The 16,293-nt window shown below is 71.1% G+C and carries 14 protein-coding genes and 1 pseudogene; 14 read left to right on the top strand and 1 reads right to left on the bottom strand.

Annotated elements, in window-relative coordinates:
* Positions 1 to 135: 135 nt before the first annotated feature.
* From CCN42_RS33295 to CCN42_RS33355, 13 genes are all read left to right on the top strand, one after another.
* Positions 136 to 1,383 carry an N-acylneuraminate cytidylyltransferase gene (locus CCN42_RS33295; RefSeq protein ID WP_086741145.1) on the top strand — a complete coding sequence of 416 codons (1,248 nt, stop codon included), beginning with the start codon at positions 136 to 138 and terminating at the stop codon, positions 1,381 to 1,383.
* A gap of 14 nt (positions 1,384 to 1,397) precedes the next feature.
* Positions 1,398 to 2,336 (top strand): N-acetylneuraminate synthase family protein, encoded by a 939-nt coding sequence (locus tag CCN42_RS33300; protein ID WP_086741147.1) that lies wholly within the window; start codon positions 1,398 to 1,400, stop codon positions 2,334 to 2,336.
* A gap of 44 nt (positions 2,337 to 2,380) precedes the next feature.
* The gene (locus tag CCN42_RS33305; RefSeq protein ID WP_086741149.1) at positions 2,381 to 3,466 is read left to right on the top strand and encodes a hypothetical protein; all 1,086 of its coding nucleotides are present in this window, start codon (positions 2,381 to 2,383) and stop codon (positions 3,464 to 3,466) included.
* An 88-nt stretch (positions 3,467 to 3,554) separates the two neighbouring features.
* Entirely contained in the window at positions 3,555 to 3,896 is a 342-nt protein-coding gene (locus tag CCN42_RS33310; protein WP_086741151.1) for a DUF1330 domain-containing protein, read from the top strand.
* A gap of 245 nt (positions 3,897 to 4,141) precedes the next feature.
* Complete coding sequence (locus tag CCN42_RS33315; protein ID WP_086741153.1) at positions 4,142 to 5,377, top strand: M20 family metallopeptidase; 1,236 nt, start codon at positions 4,142 to 4,144, stop codon at positions 5,375 to 5,377.
* A gap of 507 nt (positions 5,378 to 5,884) precedes the next feature.
* Entirely contained in the window at positions 5,885 to 6,931 is a 1,047-nt protein-coding gene (locus tag CCN42_RS33320) for a BMP family lipoprotein (RefSeq protein WP_086741154.1), read from the top strand.
* A gap of 298 nt (positions 6,932 to 7,229) precedes the next feature.
* Positions 7,230 to 8,276 (top strand): BMP family lipoprotein, encoded by a 1,047-nt coding sequence (locus tag CCN42_RS33325; RefSeq protein WP_086741156.1) that lies wholly within the window; start codon positions 7,230 to 7,232, stop codon positions 8,274 to 8,276.
* A gap of 164 nt (positions 8,277 to 8,440) precedes the next feature.
* Positions 8,441 to 10,054, top strand: a complete 1,614-nt coding sequence (locus CCN42_RS33330; protein ID WP_086741158.1) for an ABC transporter ATP-binding protein — start codon at positions 8,441 to 8,443, stop codon at positions 10,052 to 10,054.
* Positions 10,054 to 11,175, top strand: coding sequence for an ABC transporter permease (locus CCN42_RS33335; RefSeq protein ID WP_086741160.1), 1,122 nt, complete (start codon positions 10,054 to 10,056; stop codon positions 11,173 to 11,175). The genes CCN42_RS33330 and CCN42_RS33335 overlap by 1 nt, the downstream gene beginning before the upstream one ends.
* Positions 11,172 to 12,437 carry an ABC transporter permease gene (locus tag CCN42_RS33340; RefSeq protein WP_086741162.1) on the top strand — a complete coding sequence of 422 codons (1,266 nt, stop codon included), beginning with the start codon at positions 11,172 to 11,174 and terminating at the stop codon, positions 12,435 to 12,437. The genes CCN42_RS33335 and CCN42_RS33340 overlap by 4 nt, the downstream gene beginning before the upstream one ends.
* Positions 12,434 to 12,823 (top strand): cytidine deaminase, encoded by a 390-nt coding sequence (locus tag CCN42_RS33345; protein WP_086741163.1) that lies wholly within the window; start codon positions 12,434 to 12,436, stop codon positions 12,821 to 12,823. The genes CCN42_RS33340 and CCN42_RS33345 overlap by 4 nt, the downstream gene beginning before the upstream one ends.
* 91 nt (positions 12,824 to 12,914) lie before the next feature.
* A complete protein-coding gene (locus CCN42_RS33350; RefSeq protein ID WP_086741165.1) occupies positions 12,915 to 14,192 on the top strand; it encodes a thymidine phosphorylase in 1,278 nt (425 codons plus the stop codon).
* Positions 14,193 to 14,287: 95 nt separating this feature from the next.
* Positions 14,288 to 14,872 (top strand): Uma2 family endonuclease, encoded by a 585-nt coding sequence (locus CCN42_RS33355; RefSeq protein ID WP_086741167.1) that lies wholly within the window; start codon positions 14,288 to 14,290, stop codon positions 14,870 to 14,872.
* Between the two features lie 7 nt (positions 14,873 to 14,879).
* Here the strand turns inward: CCN42_RS33355 and CCN42_RS33360 are convergent, their stop codons facing one another.
* Positions 14,880 to 15,800 carry an AEC family transporter gene (locus CCN42_RS33360; RefSeq protein WP_086741169.1) on the bottom strand — a complete coding sequence of 307 codons (921 nt, stop codon included), beginning with the start codon at positions 15,798 to 15,800 and terminating at the stop codon, positions 14,880 to 14,882.
* A gap of 179 nt (positions 15,801 to 15,979) precedes the next feature.
* Here CCN42_RS33360 and CCN42_RS45970 point away from each other — a divergent pair.
* Positions 15,980 to 16,177, top strand: a pseudogene (locus CCN42_RS45970) (STAS domain-containing protein); the annotation flags it as partial.
* Positions 16,178 to 16,293: the final 116 nt, after the last annotated feature.

The following is a 16,293-nucleotide window of genomic DNA, read 5'->3' on the forward strand; positions in this document are numbered from 1 at the left end:
GCCCGGCCCGGTCCGGCAGATCGTGCGCCGGGCGGCACGCGGCGCCTACCGGCACGGCGTGCAGCGCGTGGCCCCCGTGATCCGGCGGATGGGCGAGCTGTGAACCGCGCGACATCACCCCAAGGAGCAGAACCCATGACCCACCCGCAGACGGGCCACGGCGCCACCGTGCGCCGGGTGCTCGCGGTGATCCCCGCGCGCGGCGGCTCCAAGGGCGTACCCGCGAAGAACCTCGCCCCGGTCGGCGGTGTCCCGCTGGTCGCCCGCGCGGTCCGCGAATGCCGGGCCGGCCGGCTCGTCACCGACGTCGTGGTCTCCACGGACGACCAGGCCATCGCCGCCGCCGCCCGCGCGGCCGGCGCCGAGGTCGTGCTGCGCCCCGCCGCCATCGCCGGGGACACCGCGACCTCCGAGGCGGCCGTCCTGCACGCCATGGACGCCCACGAGGCGCTGCACGGCGCCCCGGTCGACGTGGTGCTGCTGGTCCAGTGCACCAGCCCCTTCCTGACCCGGGAGGACGTCGACGGGGTCGCGGCGGCCGTCGTGGAGAACGGCGCCGACACGGCAGTCACCGTGGCGCCCTTCCACGGCTTCATCTGGCGGGACGGCGACGGCGCGGCCGCGGAGGAGGACGGCGGCCACGGCGTCAACCACGACAAGGCCTACCGCCCCCGCCGCCAGGACCGCCCCCAGGACCTGCTGGAGACCGGCGCCGCCTACGCCATGGACGCGCCCGGCTTCCGCCAGCACCAGCACCGGTTCTTCGGCCGCACGGAACTCGTGCGCACCGACCCCGCGCGCGTGCTGGAGATCGACGACCCGCACGACCTCGCCCGGGCCCGCGCCCTCGCGCCGCTCTTCGACGCGGAAGGGCCCGGCGCCCTCCCGACCGCCGCCGACATCGACGCGGTCGTCCTCGACTTCGACGGCACCCAGACCGACGACCGGGTGCTGATCGACTCCGACGGACGGGAGTTCGTCTCCGTGCACCGCGGCGACGGACTCGGCATCGCGGCCCTGCGCAAGGCGGGCCTGAAGCTGCTGATCCTGTCCACGGAACAGAACCCGGTCGTCGCCGCCCGGGCCCGGAAGCTGAAGCTCCCGGTCCTGCACGGCATCGACCGCAAGGACCTCGCGCTCAAGCAGTGGTGCGAGGAACAGGGCATCGCGCCGGAGCGCGTGCTCTACGTCGGCAACGACGTCAACGACCTGGGCTGCTTCGCCCTCGTCGGCTGGCCGGTCGCGGTCGCGAGCGCCCATGACGTCGTACGCGGCGCCGCACGCGCGGTCACCACCCTCCCCGGTGGCGACGGCGCGATCCGAGAGATCGCCGACTGGATCCTCGGACCCTCTCTCGACTCTCCCGCCCCCCTCACCAAGTAAGGAACGTTCCTGCCATGAGCACCAACTCCCGCCTGCGCACCCTCGGCTCCCGCGAGGTCGGCCCCGGCCGCCCCGTCTACATCACCGGCGAGATCGGCATCAACCACAACGGCGACCTCGAGAACGCCTTCAAGCTGATCGACGCCGCCGCCGAGGCCGGCTGCGACGCGGTCAAGTTCCAGAAGCGCACGCCGGAGATCTGCACCCCGCGCGACCAGTGGGACATCGAGCGCGACACCCCGTGGGGCCGGATGACCTACATCGACTACCGCCACCGCGTGGAGTTCGGCGAGGACGAGTACCGGCAGATCGACGAGTACTGCAAGGCCAGGAACATCGACTGGTTCGCCTCCCCGTGGGACACCGAGGCCGTCGCCTTCCTGGAGAAGTTCGACGTCCCCGCCCACAAGGTGGCCTCCGCCTCCCTCACCGACGACGAGCTGCTGCGCGAGCTGCGCGCCACCGGCCGCACGATCATCCTCTCCACCGGCATGTCCACCCCGAAGCAGATCCGCCACGCCGTCGAGGTCCTGGGCAGCGACAACATCCTCCTCTGCCACGCCACCTCCACCTACCCGGCCAAGGCCGAGGAGCTGAACCTCCGCGTGATCAACACGCTGGAGAAGGAGTACCCGAACGTCCCGATCGGCTACTCCGGCCACGAGACCGGCCTGCAGACCACCCTCGCCGCCGTCGCCCTCGGCGCCGTCTTCGTCGAGCGCCACATCACCCTCGACCGCGCCATGTGGGGCTCCGACCAGGCCGCCTCCGTCGAGCCGCAGGGCCTGCAGCGCCTCGTCCGCGACATCCGCACCATCGAGGCCTCCCTCGGTGACGGCGTGAAGAAGGTCTACGACTCCGAGCTGGCCCCGATGAAGAAGCTGCGCCGCGTCACCGGCGTGATCGCCGAGGCGGAGATCGCCGCGGCGGCGGGCGAGCCGGTGACCGTCTGACCCCCCACCCCTGCCACCCCTTACGACGGGACGGTCGTACGCCGATGAGCCCCCGCGCCGGGAAAGCCGGCCAGAACGCCGGTCCGGACACGTTCGACACCCTCGCCTTCGTCGAGAGTCCGGTGCAGCTGCTGAACGTGCTGGAGTGGGCGCACGCCCACGCACCCGGCGCGGGGCTCACCCTGGTGGTCCTGTCGCCCGTCGACCCCATGACCCGCGGCCAGCTGCGCCGGATGGCCGAGCTGGCCCGGCGGGAGGGCCACCAGGTCCGCTGGGAGGAGGCGCGCGGCGGCGCGCTGGCCCCCTTCCAGACGGTCGGCGGACTCACCGGGCCGCTGCGCCGCGCCCGCCGGATCGTCATGGGGGACCCCTTCTCCCGCTACGTCCAGCTGCTGCTGACCATCACCGGCGCACGCGACCTGGTCGTCGTCGACGACGGCACGGCCACGATGGAGTTCGTCACCCAGCTGGCCCGCGGCGAACGCCTGGTCCGCTGGCACCGCAAGGGCACCCGCCGCGGCCCGCGCGACCTCGTCTTCGCCCCGGTCTCCTCCTCGGCCCGCCGCCGCCTCACCCCGGCCGGTGACCGCCGGGTCGAGATCTTCTCCTCCATGCCCATCGAGGAGACCCCGGGCGGCGTGACCGTCCGGGCCAACGACTTCTCCTGGACCCGGGCCCGCTTCGGCCCACCCCGCATCACCCGGGGCGCCGACATGGTGGGCACCTCCCTCGTGGAGACCGGCGTCGTCGACGGCGACCGCTATCTGGCCGCCGTGCGCTCCCTCGCCCGCACCCACGGCGCCCTGCGCTACTTCGCCCACCGCCGCGAGAGCGCCGAGAAACTCCACCGGCTGGCCGTGGAGACCGGACTGGAGGTGGTCCGCCCCGATCTCCCGCTGGAGCTGATAGCCCGCAGGGGCCCGATCGGCCGTACGGTCCTCAGTTTTCCCTCCACGGTCGTCCACACCCTGCCCCTCGCCCTCGTCGGCACCGAGGTCCGGGTCGCGGTCTGCGACATCGACCCCGCCTGGCTCACCCGCACCGCCTCCCCGCGCGCCCAGGGCTTCCTGGACGGCGTCACCGGCACGGCCCGTGACGTGCACCGGCTGTCGGCGGTACGGGCCGTGTAGGGCGGGGGCGCTTACCTCCGGGGTAATCGCGGCGGTGCGGCTCCCCGGCTACGGTCGGCGGACCACCCGTTCGGACGAAGGAGGACCCGTGCCCGCCTACGGTCTCGCCCACCTGCGCAGCCGCCGGCACCACCCCGACGTCCTGGAGTACCTGCGCCGCATCCAGGACACCCTCGACCCGTTCCAGGGCCGCTTCGTCGCGCACGGCCCGCCGGCGGAGGTACTGGAGGGCAGCTGGCCCGGCAGCGTGGTGCTGATCGGGTTCCCGGACCTCGACACGGCCCGCGCCTGGTACGCCTCCCCCGCCTACCAGGCGATTCTCCGGCTGCGCACCGACCACATCCAGGGTGACGTCGTCCTGGTCGACGGCGTCGGACCGGCCTACGACCCCGCCGCGCGGGCGGAGAGACTGCGTGCGGAACTGCCGTAGTCGTGTTCCGGTAGGTGAACGGATAAGCGTGGGTGGGGGAGGGCGTGGTATCCGTGGAGAAGTGGGTGGGTCTTGCACCGGCCCGGACGCCCGTCACGGGCAGCCGAGCCGCGCGAGTTTACCCACCTCAACCGGTACCTATTCGTTCGGCGGCCAGGATTTCTTCCCCTAAGGGGTTGAACTTTTGTTGATCTCGGCACAGTTGGCCGTCCGGGCGTCCTACCCTTCAGAGGGTGAAGCAACTGATGTCACTGGAGTCCGAGGCCGATCTCTCCGAGGAAGCGATGCTCCCCGGCACCCTGCCGGAGCCGCTGCGCGCGGAACTCGTCGCGTTCCGCCGGGACCTGCACATGCACCCCGAGCTGGGCTTTCAGGAGTTCCGCACGACCAAGGCGATCAAGACCCGGCTGGAGCAGGCCGGCCTCAAGCCCCGGGTGCTCCCGAACGGCACCGGACTCGTCTGTGACATCGGCGCCGACGGCGGTCAGTGGAGCGGCGGCCCCGAGATGCTCGCCATGCGCGCCGACATCGACGCGCTGCCCATCCCCGACGCCAAGACCGAGTGCGCCTACCGCTCCACCGTGCCCGACCGCTGCCACGCCTGCGGCCACGACGTCCACACCACGGTGGTCCTCGGCGCCGGCCTCGTCCTCGCCGACCTGCACCAGCAGGGCCTGCTGCCGCGCCCCGTCCGGCTGCTCTTCCAGCCCGCCGAGGAGGTCCTGCCCGGCGGCGCCGCCGACGCCATCGAGAACGGCGGCGTCCTGGAGGGTGTGGCCCGGATCATCGCCGTGCACTGCGACCCCCGGGTCGACGCCGGACGCATCGGGCTGCGGCAAGGGCCCATCACCTCCGCCTGCGACCGGCTGGAGATCGCCCTCGACGGTCCCGGCGGTCACACCGCCCGCCCCCACCTGACGACCGACCTGGTCACCGCCACGGCGCGGGTCGTCACCGACGTCCCGGCCATCGTTGCCCGGCGCGTCGACGCGCGCAGCGGCCTCTCGGTCACCTGGGGCCGCATCGAATCCGGCCATGCCCCGAACGTCATCCCCCAGCACGCCGAGCTGTCCGGCACCGTCCGCTGCCTCGACCTGGAGGCCTGGCGGCTCGCACCGGACATCGTGCACGCCGCGATCGACGAGGTCGCCGGGCTGCACCGGGCCAAGTCCGAGATCAACTACGTCCGGGGCGTCCCGCCCGTCGTCAACGACCCGAACGTGACGGAACTGCTCCGCGACGCCATGACCGTCCGCCGCGGCCTGGACTCCGTCGAGGGCACCGAGCAGAGCCTCGGCGGCGAGGACTTCTCCTGGTACCTGGAGCACGTCCCCGGCGCCATGGCCCGCCTCGGCGTCCGCACCCCCGGTGAGCGCACCGTCCGCGACCTGCACCAGGGCGACTTCGACGTCGACGAGCACGCCATCACGGTCGGCGTGGAACTCTTCACGGCGGCGGCGCTTCTGAACACCGGCAGCTGACCGGCTCCGCCGACCGGGCCACCCCCTGAGGCCTCGGCTCCGCCTTCGCCGGTTCCTGGTGGTCACCCGCACCACCCGCGCGGCTCTCGTCGCCGAGTGCGGGTGGCCCCCCCGCCGGGCCCCTTCGCCGTCGGCGGCGAGCCCTGCGTGGGCGGTGAGGGCGGGGCACTGCGGCGACGGTGGCTGACACGGACGGGTAGCAGCCGCCGACGACGGACGCCCCCCACGGGGGCCACCCGCACCCGATCACGCACCGCACGGGTGGGAGCCCCGGGCAGCGACGGCGCAACCGAGCGGTCCATCCCGCTTGTGCCGGGCGCAGCCCCGATGCAGCCTGGATATGTCCTACAGCGCACCCTTCGATCCGGTGGTTCACCGGCACGTAACCGACCACCGGCACGAATGGATAACAGCCACGCGAAACCCCGTTCCCTGGAGTGTCTACGCGCGTTAATGTGCGCCGAACCGAGCACCCACTGCGGGGCTTTGGAGAATGGGGAACCTCAGATGCGTCGGATTTCCAAACTGACCCGCGTCGCGGTGGGGGTCGCGTCGCTCGCGCTCGCCGCCACGGCCTGCGGCGGTACCAGCGGCGGCAGCAACGGTGACGGTGACAAGAACCTCGGCCTCGCCATCGCGTACGACATCGGCGGCAAGGGCGACCAGTCCTTCAACGACGCCGCGTACGCCGGTCTGCAGAAGGCCAAGGGCGAGTTCGGGTACACGACCGCCGACATCGAGCCCACCGAGGGCGAGACCGACGCCGACAAGGAGCAGCGCCTGGCGTCGCTCGCCAAGCAGGGCTACAACCCGGTGATCGGCGTCGGCTTCGCCTACGGCCCCGCGATGGAGGCCGTGGCCAAGGACTACCCGGACACGACCTTCGGCATCGTCGACTCGGTCGTCGAGGGCGACAACGTCGCCTCCCTGGTCTTCGCCGAGGAGCAGGCCTCCTACCTGGCCGGTGTCGCCGCCGCCAAGGCCACGAAGACGAACACCGTCGGTTTCGTCGGCGGTGTGGACATCCCGCTGATCCACAAGTTCGAGGCCGGCTACAAGCAGGGTGTCGAGGACACCAGCGGCGGCAAGGTCAAGGTCATCTCGCAGTACCTGACCCAGACGGCCGAGGAGGGTGGCTTCTCCAGCCCGGACAAGGGCAAGGCCGCCGCGGAGGGCCAGATAGAGAAGAAGGCGGACGTCGTCTACCAGGCGGCCGGCCTGTCCGGCCAGGGCGTGATCGAGGCCGCCGCGAAGGCGAAGGTCTTCGCGATCGGCGTCGACTCCGACCAGTACCAGCAGGAAGCCCTCGCCTCCTACAAGGAGTACATCCTCACCTCGGCCCTGAAGGACGTCGGCGGCGCGGTCTACGCCCTCGCCAAGTCCGTGGAGGACGGCAAGCCGCTGGCCGGCACGCAGACCTTCGACCTGAAGGTGAACGGTGTCGGGCTGGCGGAGAGCAACCCGCAGTACGCGAAGATCGCGGGCCTGAAGGACGCCGTGGAGAAGGCCAAGGAAGGCATCACCGGCGGCCAGATCAAGGTCAGGACGGAGTAACGGCCCACGTCACGGCCGTACCGCCCACCTGAACGGGCGAACCCGGTCGTACCGACCCGAAGCGGGCGGGCGCCTCACGCGCCGCGCCCGCTTCGTCGTTTCCCGCGCAGGTCACCCACCGCCACCCCTTGTTTGCGGTCGGCAAGCCTTCGGCCGGGCGCCCGGTGGCGTTGGCCACGGGCGGATAACAAGGTGGACAGAAGGGGTTTTCAGGCAGGTCTACGCGCGTTAATCTGCGGCGAAGCCAGCGCCGATGCTGAACCTCTCGCGGCGCTTTGTACGACAGGAGCACCACACCATGCGCCGGGTATCCCGCATCGCGGTCGCAGGCGCAGCGACCGCCTCCCTCGCCCTCGCCCTGTCCGCCTGTGGCGGCACCTCGACCGAGGGCGGCTCGTCCTCCGACAGCGACAAGGGCCTCGCCATCGCCTACGACGTCGGCGGCAAGGGTGACCAGTCCTTCAACGACGCCGCGTACGCGGGCCTGGAGCAGGCGAAGAAGGAGTTCGGCTACGAGACGGCCGACATCGAGCCCACCGAGGGCGAGACGGACGCCGACAAGCAGCAGCGCCTGGAGTCGCTGGCCAAGCAGGGCTACAACCCGGTCGTGGGTGTCGGCTACGCGTACGCCGCCGCCGTCAAGGGCGCCGCGGAGAAGTACCCGGACACCACCTTCGGCATCGTCGACGACTCCACGGTCCAGTCGAAGAACGTCGCCGACCTGGTCTTCTCCGAGGAGGAGGCGTCCTACCTGGCCGGTGTCGCCGCCGCCAAGAGCACCAAGACCAACGTCGTCGGTTTCGTCGGCGGTGTGGACATCCCACTGATCCACAAGTTCCAGGCCGGCTTCGAGCAGGGCGTCAAGGACACCAACCCCAAGGTCAAGGTGCTCTCCCAGTACCTGACCCAGACGGCCGAGGAGGGTGGCTTCTCCAGCCCGGACAAGGGCAAGACGGCCGCCGAGGGCCAGATCGAGAAGAAGGCGGACGTCGTCTACGCGGCCGCCGGTCTGTCGGGCCAGGGTGTCATCGAGGCCGCCGCCGCCAACAAGGTGTGGGCGATCGGTGTCGACTCGGACCAGTACAAGCAGGAAGCCCTCGCCAAGTACAAGGACTTCATCCTCACCTCGGCGATGAAGGACGTCGCCAAGGCGGTCTACAACCTGGCGAAGTCGGTCGAGGACGGTAAGCCGCAGACCGGTATCGTTCGTGGCGATCTGAAGTCCGGCGAGGTGAGCCTGTCGAACTCCAACCCGAAGTTCGCGGGTGACGCCGACGTCCAGAAAGCCGTCGAGACCGCCAAGGAGAAGATCATCAGCGGCGACATCAAGGTCAAGAGCAGCTGATCATCCGCAACACCCTGAGCAGCGTGTAACCGCGGGGTTACGTCCGCTCGACGGGGTACGGGGAGGCCTGCTCCCCGTACCCCGTTGTCGCGGTGCGTCGGCCCCTTTGTATGCCGTAGGGGCGCTACGCGCGTAGACGACCCCCGTCCCCAGGAGAGTGCGCCATCAACGCGTCCAGCAGCCCTCCGGCCGGAGCGGCGGTCAACGGTCAGGCGACCGCCGTCGAACTCGCCGGGATCACCAAGCGATTCCCCGGAGTCGTGGCCAACCACGACATCCACCTCACCGTCCGCAAGGGCACCGTCCACGCCCTCGTCGGCGAGAACGGCGCCGGCAAGTCGACGCTGATGAAGATCCTCTACGGCATGCAGAAGCCGGACGAGGGCACCATCGCGATCGACGGCGAGCAGGTCTCCTTCTCGTCCCCCGCGGACGCCATCGTCCGCGGTATCGGCATGGTCCACCAGCACTTCATGCTGGCCGACAACCTGACCGTGCTGGAGAACGTGGTGCTGGGCAGCGAGAAGCTGTACGGCATCGGCGGCAAGGCCCGCCGCAAGATCAAGGAGATCTCCGAGCGCTACGGCCTCGACGTACACCCCGACCTCCTCGTCGAGGAGCTGGGTGTCGCCGCCCGCCAGCGCGTGGAGATCCTCAAGGTCCTCTACCGCGGCGCCCGCACCCTGATCCTCGACGAGCCGACCGCCGTGCTCGTGCCGCAGGAGGTCGACGCGCTCTTCGCCAACCTGCGCGAGCTGAAGGCCGAGGGCCTCTCCGTCATCTTCATCTCCCACAAGCTGGGCGAGGTCCTCTCGGTCGCCGACGACATCACCGTCATCCGGCGCGGCACGACGGTCGGCACGGCCGTCCCCGCCGAGACCACCCCGCGCCAGCTCGCCGAGATGATGGTCGGCAGCGAACTGCCCACCCCGGAGACCGCCGAGTCCACGGTCACCGACCGCCCGGTGCTCACCGTCGACAAGCTGCGCCTCGTGGCCCCCGGTGGCAAGGCGGTCCTGGACGACATCAGCTTCACCATCCACGCGGGCGAGGTCCTGGGCATCGCCGGCGTCGAGGGCAACGGCCAGACCGAGCTGGTCGACGCGCTGATCGGCCTCCGGCACGCCGACTCCGGCACCATCGCCCTGGAGGGCGAGGAGATCACCGCCTGGGCCACCCGCAAGCGCCGCGAGCAGGGCATCGGCTACATCCCCGAGGACCGCCACCGCCACGGCCTGCTCCTGGAGGCCCCCCTCTGGGAGAACCGCATCCTCGGCCACGTCACGGAGACGCCCAACGCCAAGGGCGTCTGGCTGGACCCGAAGGCGGCCCAGGCCGACACCCGCCGGATCGTGACGGAGTACGACGTCCGCACCCCCGGCATCGACGTCACCGCGGCCTCCCTGTCGGGCGGCAACCAGCAGAAGCTGATCGTCGGCCGCGAGATGAGCCACCACCCGAAGTTCCTGATCGCCGCCCACCCCACCCGCGGTGTGGACGTCGGCGCGCAGGCCGCGATCTGGGACCACATCCGTGAGGCCCGCCGCGAGGGTCTGGCCGTGCTGCTGATCTCCGCCGACCTGGACGAGCTGATCGGCCTGTCCGACACCCTGCGGGTGATCTACAACGGCAAGCTGGTCGCGGACGCCGACCCGGCGACGATCACCCCGGAGGAACTGGGCTCGGCCATGACGGGCGCCGCCACCGGCCACCTGGAACACGAAGAGACCCCCGAGACCGGCAAGGCCCCCGAGTCTCCGGAAGACGAGGCCCGCTGATGAAGAAGTTCGACAAGGAGCGCGTGCTCCTCGCGGTGGCCGGACCGGTCATCGCGCTCGCCGTGGCCTTCGCGCTCAGCGCCATCGTGCTGATCGCCTCCGGCAAGAACCCGGTCGAGCCGTTCTCCGTGATGTTCGAGCAGCTCAGCTTCTCGGACATCCAGGTCCGGATCATCAACCAGGCCACGCTGTACTACATCGCGGCTCTCGCGGTGGCCATCGGCTTCCGGATGAACCTGTTCAACATCGGCGTCGACGGCCAGTACCAGCTCGCCGCCATGATGGCCGCCATCGTCGGTGCCCACGCCAACCTGCCGGCCGCCCTCCAGGTACCGCTGCTGCTGCTCACCGCGATCCTCACCGGCGCCTTCTGGTCCGGCATCGCCGGTGTCCTGAAGGTCACCCGGGGCGTCAGCGAGGTCGTCGCGACGATCATGCTCAACGCGATCGCCACCTCCGTCATCGCCTACCTGTGGCTGCCGGACGTCTTCGGCGTCAAGGTCGGCAACAACAACACCACCGGCGAGATGTACGAGTCCGGCTGGATCCCCGGCATCGACCTCGGCAAGTCCGGCGAGATCTACGGCCTGGTCGTCCTCGCCGTCCTCCTCGGCATCGGCTACTGGGTCGTCCTCAACCGCACCCGCTTCGGCTTCGACCTGCGCGCCTCCGGCGCCTCCGAGACCGCCGCGGCGGCCAGCGGCGTCGACCCCAAGCGCATGGTCCTCACCGCGATGCTGATCTCCGGCGGCCTCGCCGGCCTCGCCGGTCTGCCCATCCTCATGGGCGACACCCACACGTACAGCCTGAACTTCCCCACCGGCATCGGCTTCCTCGGCATCGGCATCGCCCTGCTCGGCCGCAACAGCCCCGTCGGCATCGCCTTCGCCGCCCTGCTGTGGGCCTGGCTCGACAAGGCCTCGCCCGAGCTGGACTTCCACGGCTACGACAAGGAGATCGCGGTCATCATGCAGGGCCTGATCGTCCTCTCGGTCGTCGTCTCCTACGAGGCCGTCCGCGAGTGGGGCCTGCGCCGCCAGCAGCGCCGGGTCGGCGCGGAACTGGCCGCCGGTCACGTCCTCGGCGCCGACAACAACACGAAGGAGGCGGCAGGCCGATGACCACCGCGACCGACGTCAACCAGCCCACCCTCCAGCCCGCGGCGCCGACCGGCCGCCGGATGTCGTGGCCCGTCCTGCTGCTGGTCATCGCCGGAGCCCTGGCGCTGACCTCGCTCGTGCGGATCATCACCGGCGCCGACGGCATCACCAACGTCAGCCAGATGTCCACCGCCCTCCAGCTCGCCGTGCCGATCGGCCTCGCCGGTCTGGGCGGCCTGTGGGCCGAGCGCGCGGGCGTGGTGAACATCGGCCTCGAGGGCATGATGATCCTCGGCACCTGGTTCGGTGCCTGGGCCGGCTTCCAGTGGGGCCCGTGGACCGGTGTCCTGGTCGGCATCATCGGCGGCTGCCTCGGCGGCCTGCTGCACGCCTTCGTCACCGTCACCTTCAACGTCAACCACATCGTCTCCGGTGTGGCGATCAACATCCTCGCCCTCGGCGCCACCCGCTACCTGGCCCCCCTCGCCTTCGTGGGCCACCAGGGCGGCTCCGCCAAGCAGTCCCCGGCGGTCGAGCCCCTCGGCCACTTCACCGTGCCGGGCCTGTCCGACGGCCTCAGGGACCTCAACGAGAAGGGCTGGTTCCTGATCTCCGACATCGCCGGCCTGCTCGGCGGCCTGGTCACCAACGTGTCCTGGCTGACGCTGATCGCCGTCGCCCTGGTCCCCGCCACCTGGTGGATCCTGTGGCGGACCGCGTTCGGTCTGCGGCTGCGCTCCTGCGGCGAGAACCCGGTCGCGGCCGAGTCCCTCGGCGTGAACGTCTACAAGTACAAGTACCTCGCCGTGATCATCTCCGGCGGTCTGGCCGGCCTCGGCGGCGCCTTCCTCTCCATCGTCGCCAACCCGTTCTACCTGGAGGGCCAGGTCTCCGGCCGCGGCTTCATCGGCCTCGCGGCGATGATCTTCGGCAACTGGATGCCGGGCGGCCTCGCCCTCGGCGCCGGACTGTTCGGCTACACCGACAGCCTCAACCTGCGCGGCGGCTCCGAGAACGTCCACGCGCTGCTGCTGCTCGGCGCGCTGCTCCTGCTGATCGGCGCGATCTGGCTGGCGATCCGCAAGAAGTACGTGCACGCCGTGATCACCCTGGTGGTCGGCGCCCTCGTCTTCGCCTGGTACGCCGGCACCAACGAGGTCCCCAACCAGGTCGTCTCCGCCACGCCGTACGTCATCACGCTGGTCGTGCTCGCCCTGTCGGCGCAGCGGCTGCGGATGCCGAAGGCGGACGGGCTGCCGTACCGGAAGGGACAGGGCAAGTGACCGTCGACTGGGACGCCCTGCGGGAGCTGGCACGGGAGGCGATGTCCCACGCCTACGCCCCGTACTCGGGCTACCCGGTCGGTGTCGCCGCCCTCGTCGACGACGGCCGCACGGTCTCCGGCTGCAACGTGGAGAACGCCTCCTACGGCATCGGCCTGTGCGCCGAGTGCGGCCTCGTCTCCGAGCTGCAGCGCACCGGCGGCGGCCGGCTGACCCACTTCACCTGCGTCGACGGCAACGGCGACATCCTGGTCCCGTGCGGCCGGTGCCGGCAGCTGCTGTACGAGTTCGGCGGCCCGGACCTCCTGCTGGAGACCCCGGCCGGAATCCTCCGCCTCTCGGAGATGCTGCCCCAGGCCTTCGGCCCGGACCATCTCACCAAGTAACCCCCCTCCGCGGCCCCTCTGACCCGACACCCGATCAGAGGGGCCGCGCACTTCCCGGACACGTCCCGGACCATCGGAAGGAAAGCCAGGCATGGACGTCATCTCCGTCATCCGCACCAAGCGGGACCGCGGTGAACTCAGCGACGAGCAGATCGACTGGGTCATCGACGCGTACACCCGCGGGGAGGTCGCCGACGAGCAGATGTCCGCGCTCGCGATGGCGATCCTGCTCAACGGCATGAACCGCCGGGAGATCGCCCGCTGGACCGCCGCGATGATCGCGTCCGGCGAGCGCATGGACTTCTCGTCCCTGTCCCGCCCGACCGCCGACAAGCACTCCACCGGCGGCGTCGGCGACAAGATCACCCTGCCGCTGGCCCCCCTGGTCGCGGCCTGCGGCGCGGCCGTCCCCCAGCTCTCGGGCCGCGGCCTCGGCCACACCGGCGGCACCCTCGACAAGCTGGAGTCGATCCCCGGCTGGCGGGCCCTGCTCTCCAACGAGGAGATGCTGCACGTCCTGGACACCACGGGCGCGGTGATCTGCGCGGCGGGCGACGGCCTGGCCCCCGCGGACAAGAAGCTCTACGCCCTGCGCGACGTCACCGGCACGGTCGAGGCGATCCCGCTCATCGCCTCCTCGATCATGTCGAAGAAGATCGCCGAGGGCACCGGCTCCCTGGTCCTGGACGTGAAGGTCGGCTCCGGCGCCTTCATGAAGACGATCGAGGACGCCCGTGAGCTGGCCTCGACCATGGTGGGCCTCGGCACGGACAGCGGCGTGCGGACGGTCGCCCTCCTGACCGACATGTCCACCCCGCTCGGCCTCACCGCGGGCAACGCCCTGGAGGTCCGCGAGTCGGTCGAGGTCCTGGCCGGCGGCGGCCCCGCGGACGTCGTGGAGCTGACCATCGCCCTGGCCCGCGAAATGCTCGACGCGGCCGGCGTGCAGGACGCCGACCCGGCGAAGGCCCTGGCCGACGGCTCGGCGATGGACGTCTGGCGCCGCATGATCGCGGCCCAGGGCGGCGACCCGGACGCGCCCCTGCCGACCTCCCGCGAGCAGCACGTGGTGAAGGCGTCCGCCGCCGGCGTCCTGACCCGCCTGGACGCCTACGACATCGGCATCGCCGCCTGGCGCCTCGGCGCGGGCCGCGCCCGCAAGGAGGACCCGGTCCAGGCGGCGGCGGGCGTGGAGATGCACGCCAAGCCCGGCGACACGGTCACCGAGGGCCAGCCCCTCCTGACCCTCCACACGGACACCCCGGAGCGCTTCGAGTACGCGCTGGAAGCGGTCCAGGGCTCCTACGACATCGCCGCCCCCGGCACGGACTTCACCCCGTCCCCCGTGGTGCTGGAGCGTATCGCCTGACCTGCGGTTTCCTCATTCGGGTGAACGGGATCGGTGGACCACCACCGGTCCCGTTCGGCATGCTGGGATCGGTGACGCACCGATTGGAGACCGCCATGAGCGCACTCACCGTCAGCCACGACCCCGGGCAGGGCTGGGACGACCTCGTCCGGTTCTGGGCGGAGGAGGAATGGCCTGAGGGCAGCAAGGTGGAGATCATTGACGGAATCGTCACCGTGACACCTGCTCCCGCGTCCCGCCACAACCTGATCGCGGCTCGCATTCAGCGTCGCCTCTACTCGGTGCTTCCCGAGCACTTGGAGACGTCCCAGACCCAGGCTGTCGCCGTGCCGTCGCGGATGGGCATCTTCATTCCGGATCTGTTGGTGGCACCGGTGCGGGCATTCGAGGAAGCGGAATCCTGCATGTCAGCCGCCCTCGTCGAGCTCGTCGTCGAAGTCACCTCCCAGTCCAACGCCCGCCACGACCGCGTCAGCAAGCCCGCCGCCTACGCGATGGCCGGTATCCCGCTGTACCTCCTCGTCGACCGCTGGGCCCCTGGCGGCCCCACCGTGACGCTCTACGGCGAGCCGAAGGGCGAGGTCTACCGTGTCCTGAGCGCGGTCAAGTTCGGCGACCCGATCAAGCTGCCGGAACCGTTCGGCCTGACCCTCGACACCGGCGAGTTCCCCACCGACTGACCCGGACTCACCCCAGCACCGCCGCCACCACCACCAGCCCCGGCACCGACACCACCGTCGACAGCAGGATCGCCTCCCGCGCCAGCACCTCGCCCACCCGGTAGGTGCTCGCGTACGTGTACAGGTTCTGCGCGGCGGGCAGGGCCGACGTCACCACCACGTCCAGCAGTGCGGCGCCCCGCAGGCCGAAGACCCCCGCTGCCAGCGCCCAGGCGATCAGCGGCTGGGCGACGGTCTTGAGCCCCACCGCCAGCAGCACCGGCGCCCGCTCCCCGCCCCGCAGCGGCAGCGTGCTGCCCCGCAGGGAGATGCCGAAGGCGAGCAGCACCGCCGGGACCGACATGTTGCCGATCAGGGTCAGCGGGTCCATGACCGGCCCGGGCACGCGCACCCCCGCCGCCGACACCGCCACGCCCGCCAGCGAGCCCACCGCGATGGGGTTCCGCAACGGTGTGAGCAGCCGCTGCCACAGCGGGCGTTTCGACCCGCCCGTCGTCAGATCCAGGATCGTCACCGCGATCGGCGTCACCCCGACCAGCTGGAACAGCAGCACCGGCGCCACGAGTGAGGCATCGCCGAGGACGTACACCGCGATCGGGATGCCGAGGTTGCCGGAGTTGACGTAACCGGCGCACAGCGCGCCGATCGTCGTACGGCCCACCCCCCAGCGGCGGACGACACCGACCGCGACGAACGCCCCCGCCACCGCCGCCGTGCCGAGCGCGGTGACCAGCAGCCGTGTCGAGAAGACCACCGACAGGTCGGCGCCCGCGAGCGTGGTGAACAGCAGCGCCGGGGACGCCACGTGGAAGGCGAGCTTGGTCAGGACCTCGCGGCCCTGTCCGCCGAGGTAGCCGCGCCGGCCGATCGCATAGCCGACGCCGATCACCACCGCGATCACCGCGAAGCCGCTCAGCACCCCCTGCACGGCGCCCCCTCGGCGAGGCGGGCCAGGAGCGGCACACGGGCGAGGAGGGCGGACGGCGATGATCGTTGGGGCATGCAAGGAACCCTGGTGGCGGGGCCGCCCCCGGTCAATGTGATGCCCATGACGCCGGGCCCGCGATGAATTCCGCCCGCCCGCCCGGTCTACCGCACGTGGACGCCATGACACCCGCGGAACTCGTGCTGGCCGGCCCCGTCACCCGGGACGAGGTGAGGGGCCTGTGCGAGGACGTGCGCGTCCTGCTGGAGAGGGGTGGGGCGGCGGTGGTGGTGTGCGACGTGGGCGGGCTCGGGCCGCCGGGGCTCGGTGTGGTCGATCTGCTGGCCCGGCTCCAGCTGGCCGCCCGGCGCGCCGGGGGCCGGATCCGGCTGCGGGACCCGGATCCGGCGCTGCACGCCCTACTCGACCTGGTCGGCCTCCGCTTCGAGGTGGAGGGGCAGCCCGAACAGCGGGAACCAGCGCTTGGTGTCCAGGA

This window comes from Streptomyces glaucescens (assembly GCF_002154375.1).
Lineage (GTDB): Bacteria > Actinomycetota > Actinomycetes > Streptomycetales > Streptomycetaceae > Streptomyces > Streptomyces glaucescens.

Coding starts and splice junctions, on each gene's coding strand:
- CCN42_RS33295 (WP_086741145.1), top strand. CDS start 136: ATGACCCACCCGCAGACGGGCCACGGCGCCACCGTGCGCCGGGTGCTC.
- CCN42_RS33300 (WP_086741147.1), top strand. CDS start 1,398: ATGAGCACCAACTCCCGCCTGCGCACCCTCGGCTCCCGCGAGGTCGGC.
- CCN42_RS33305 (WP_086741149.1), top strand. CDS start 2,381: ATGAGCCCCCGCGCCGGGAAAGCCGGCCAGAACGCCGGTCCGGACACG.
- CCN42_RS33315 (WP_086741153.1), top strand. CDS start 4,142: ATGTCACTGGAGTCCGAGGCCGATCTCTCCGAGGAAGCGATGCTCCCC.
- CCN42_RS33320 (WP_086741154.1), top strand. CDS start 5,885: ATGCGTCGGATTTCCAAACTGACCCGCGTCGCGGTGGGGGTCGCGTCG.
- CCN42_RS33325 (WP_086741156.1), top strand. CDS start 7,230: ATGCGCCGGGTATCCCGCATCGCGGTCGCAGGCGCAGCGACCGCCTCC.
- CCN42_RS33335 (WP_086741160.1), top strand. CDS start 10,054: ATGAAGAAGTTCGACAAGGAGCGCGTGCTCCTCGCGGTGGCCGGACCG.
- CCN42_RS33340 (WP_086741162.1), top strand. CDS start 11,172: ATGACCACCGCGACCGACGTCAACCAGCCCACCCTCCAGCCCGCGGCG.
- CCN42_RS33350 (WP_086741165.1), top strand. CDS start 12,915: ATGGACGTCATCTCCGTCATCCGCACCAAGCGGGACCGCGGTGAACTC.
- CCN42_RS33355 (WP_086741167.1), top strand. CDS start 14,288: ATGAGCGCACTCACCGTCAGCCACGACCCCGGGCAGGGCTGGGACGAC.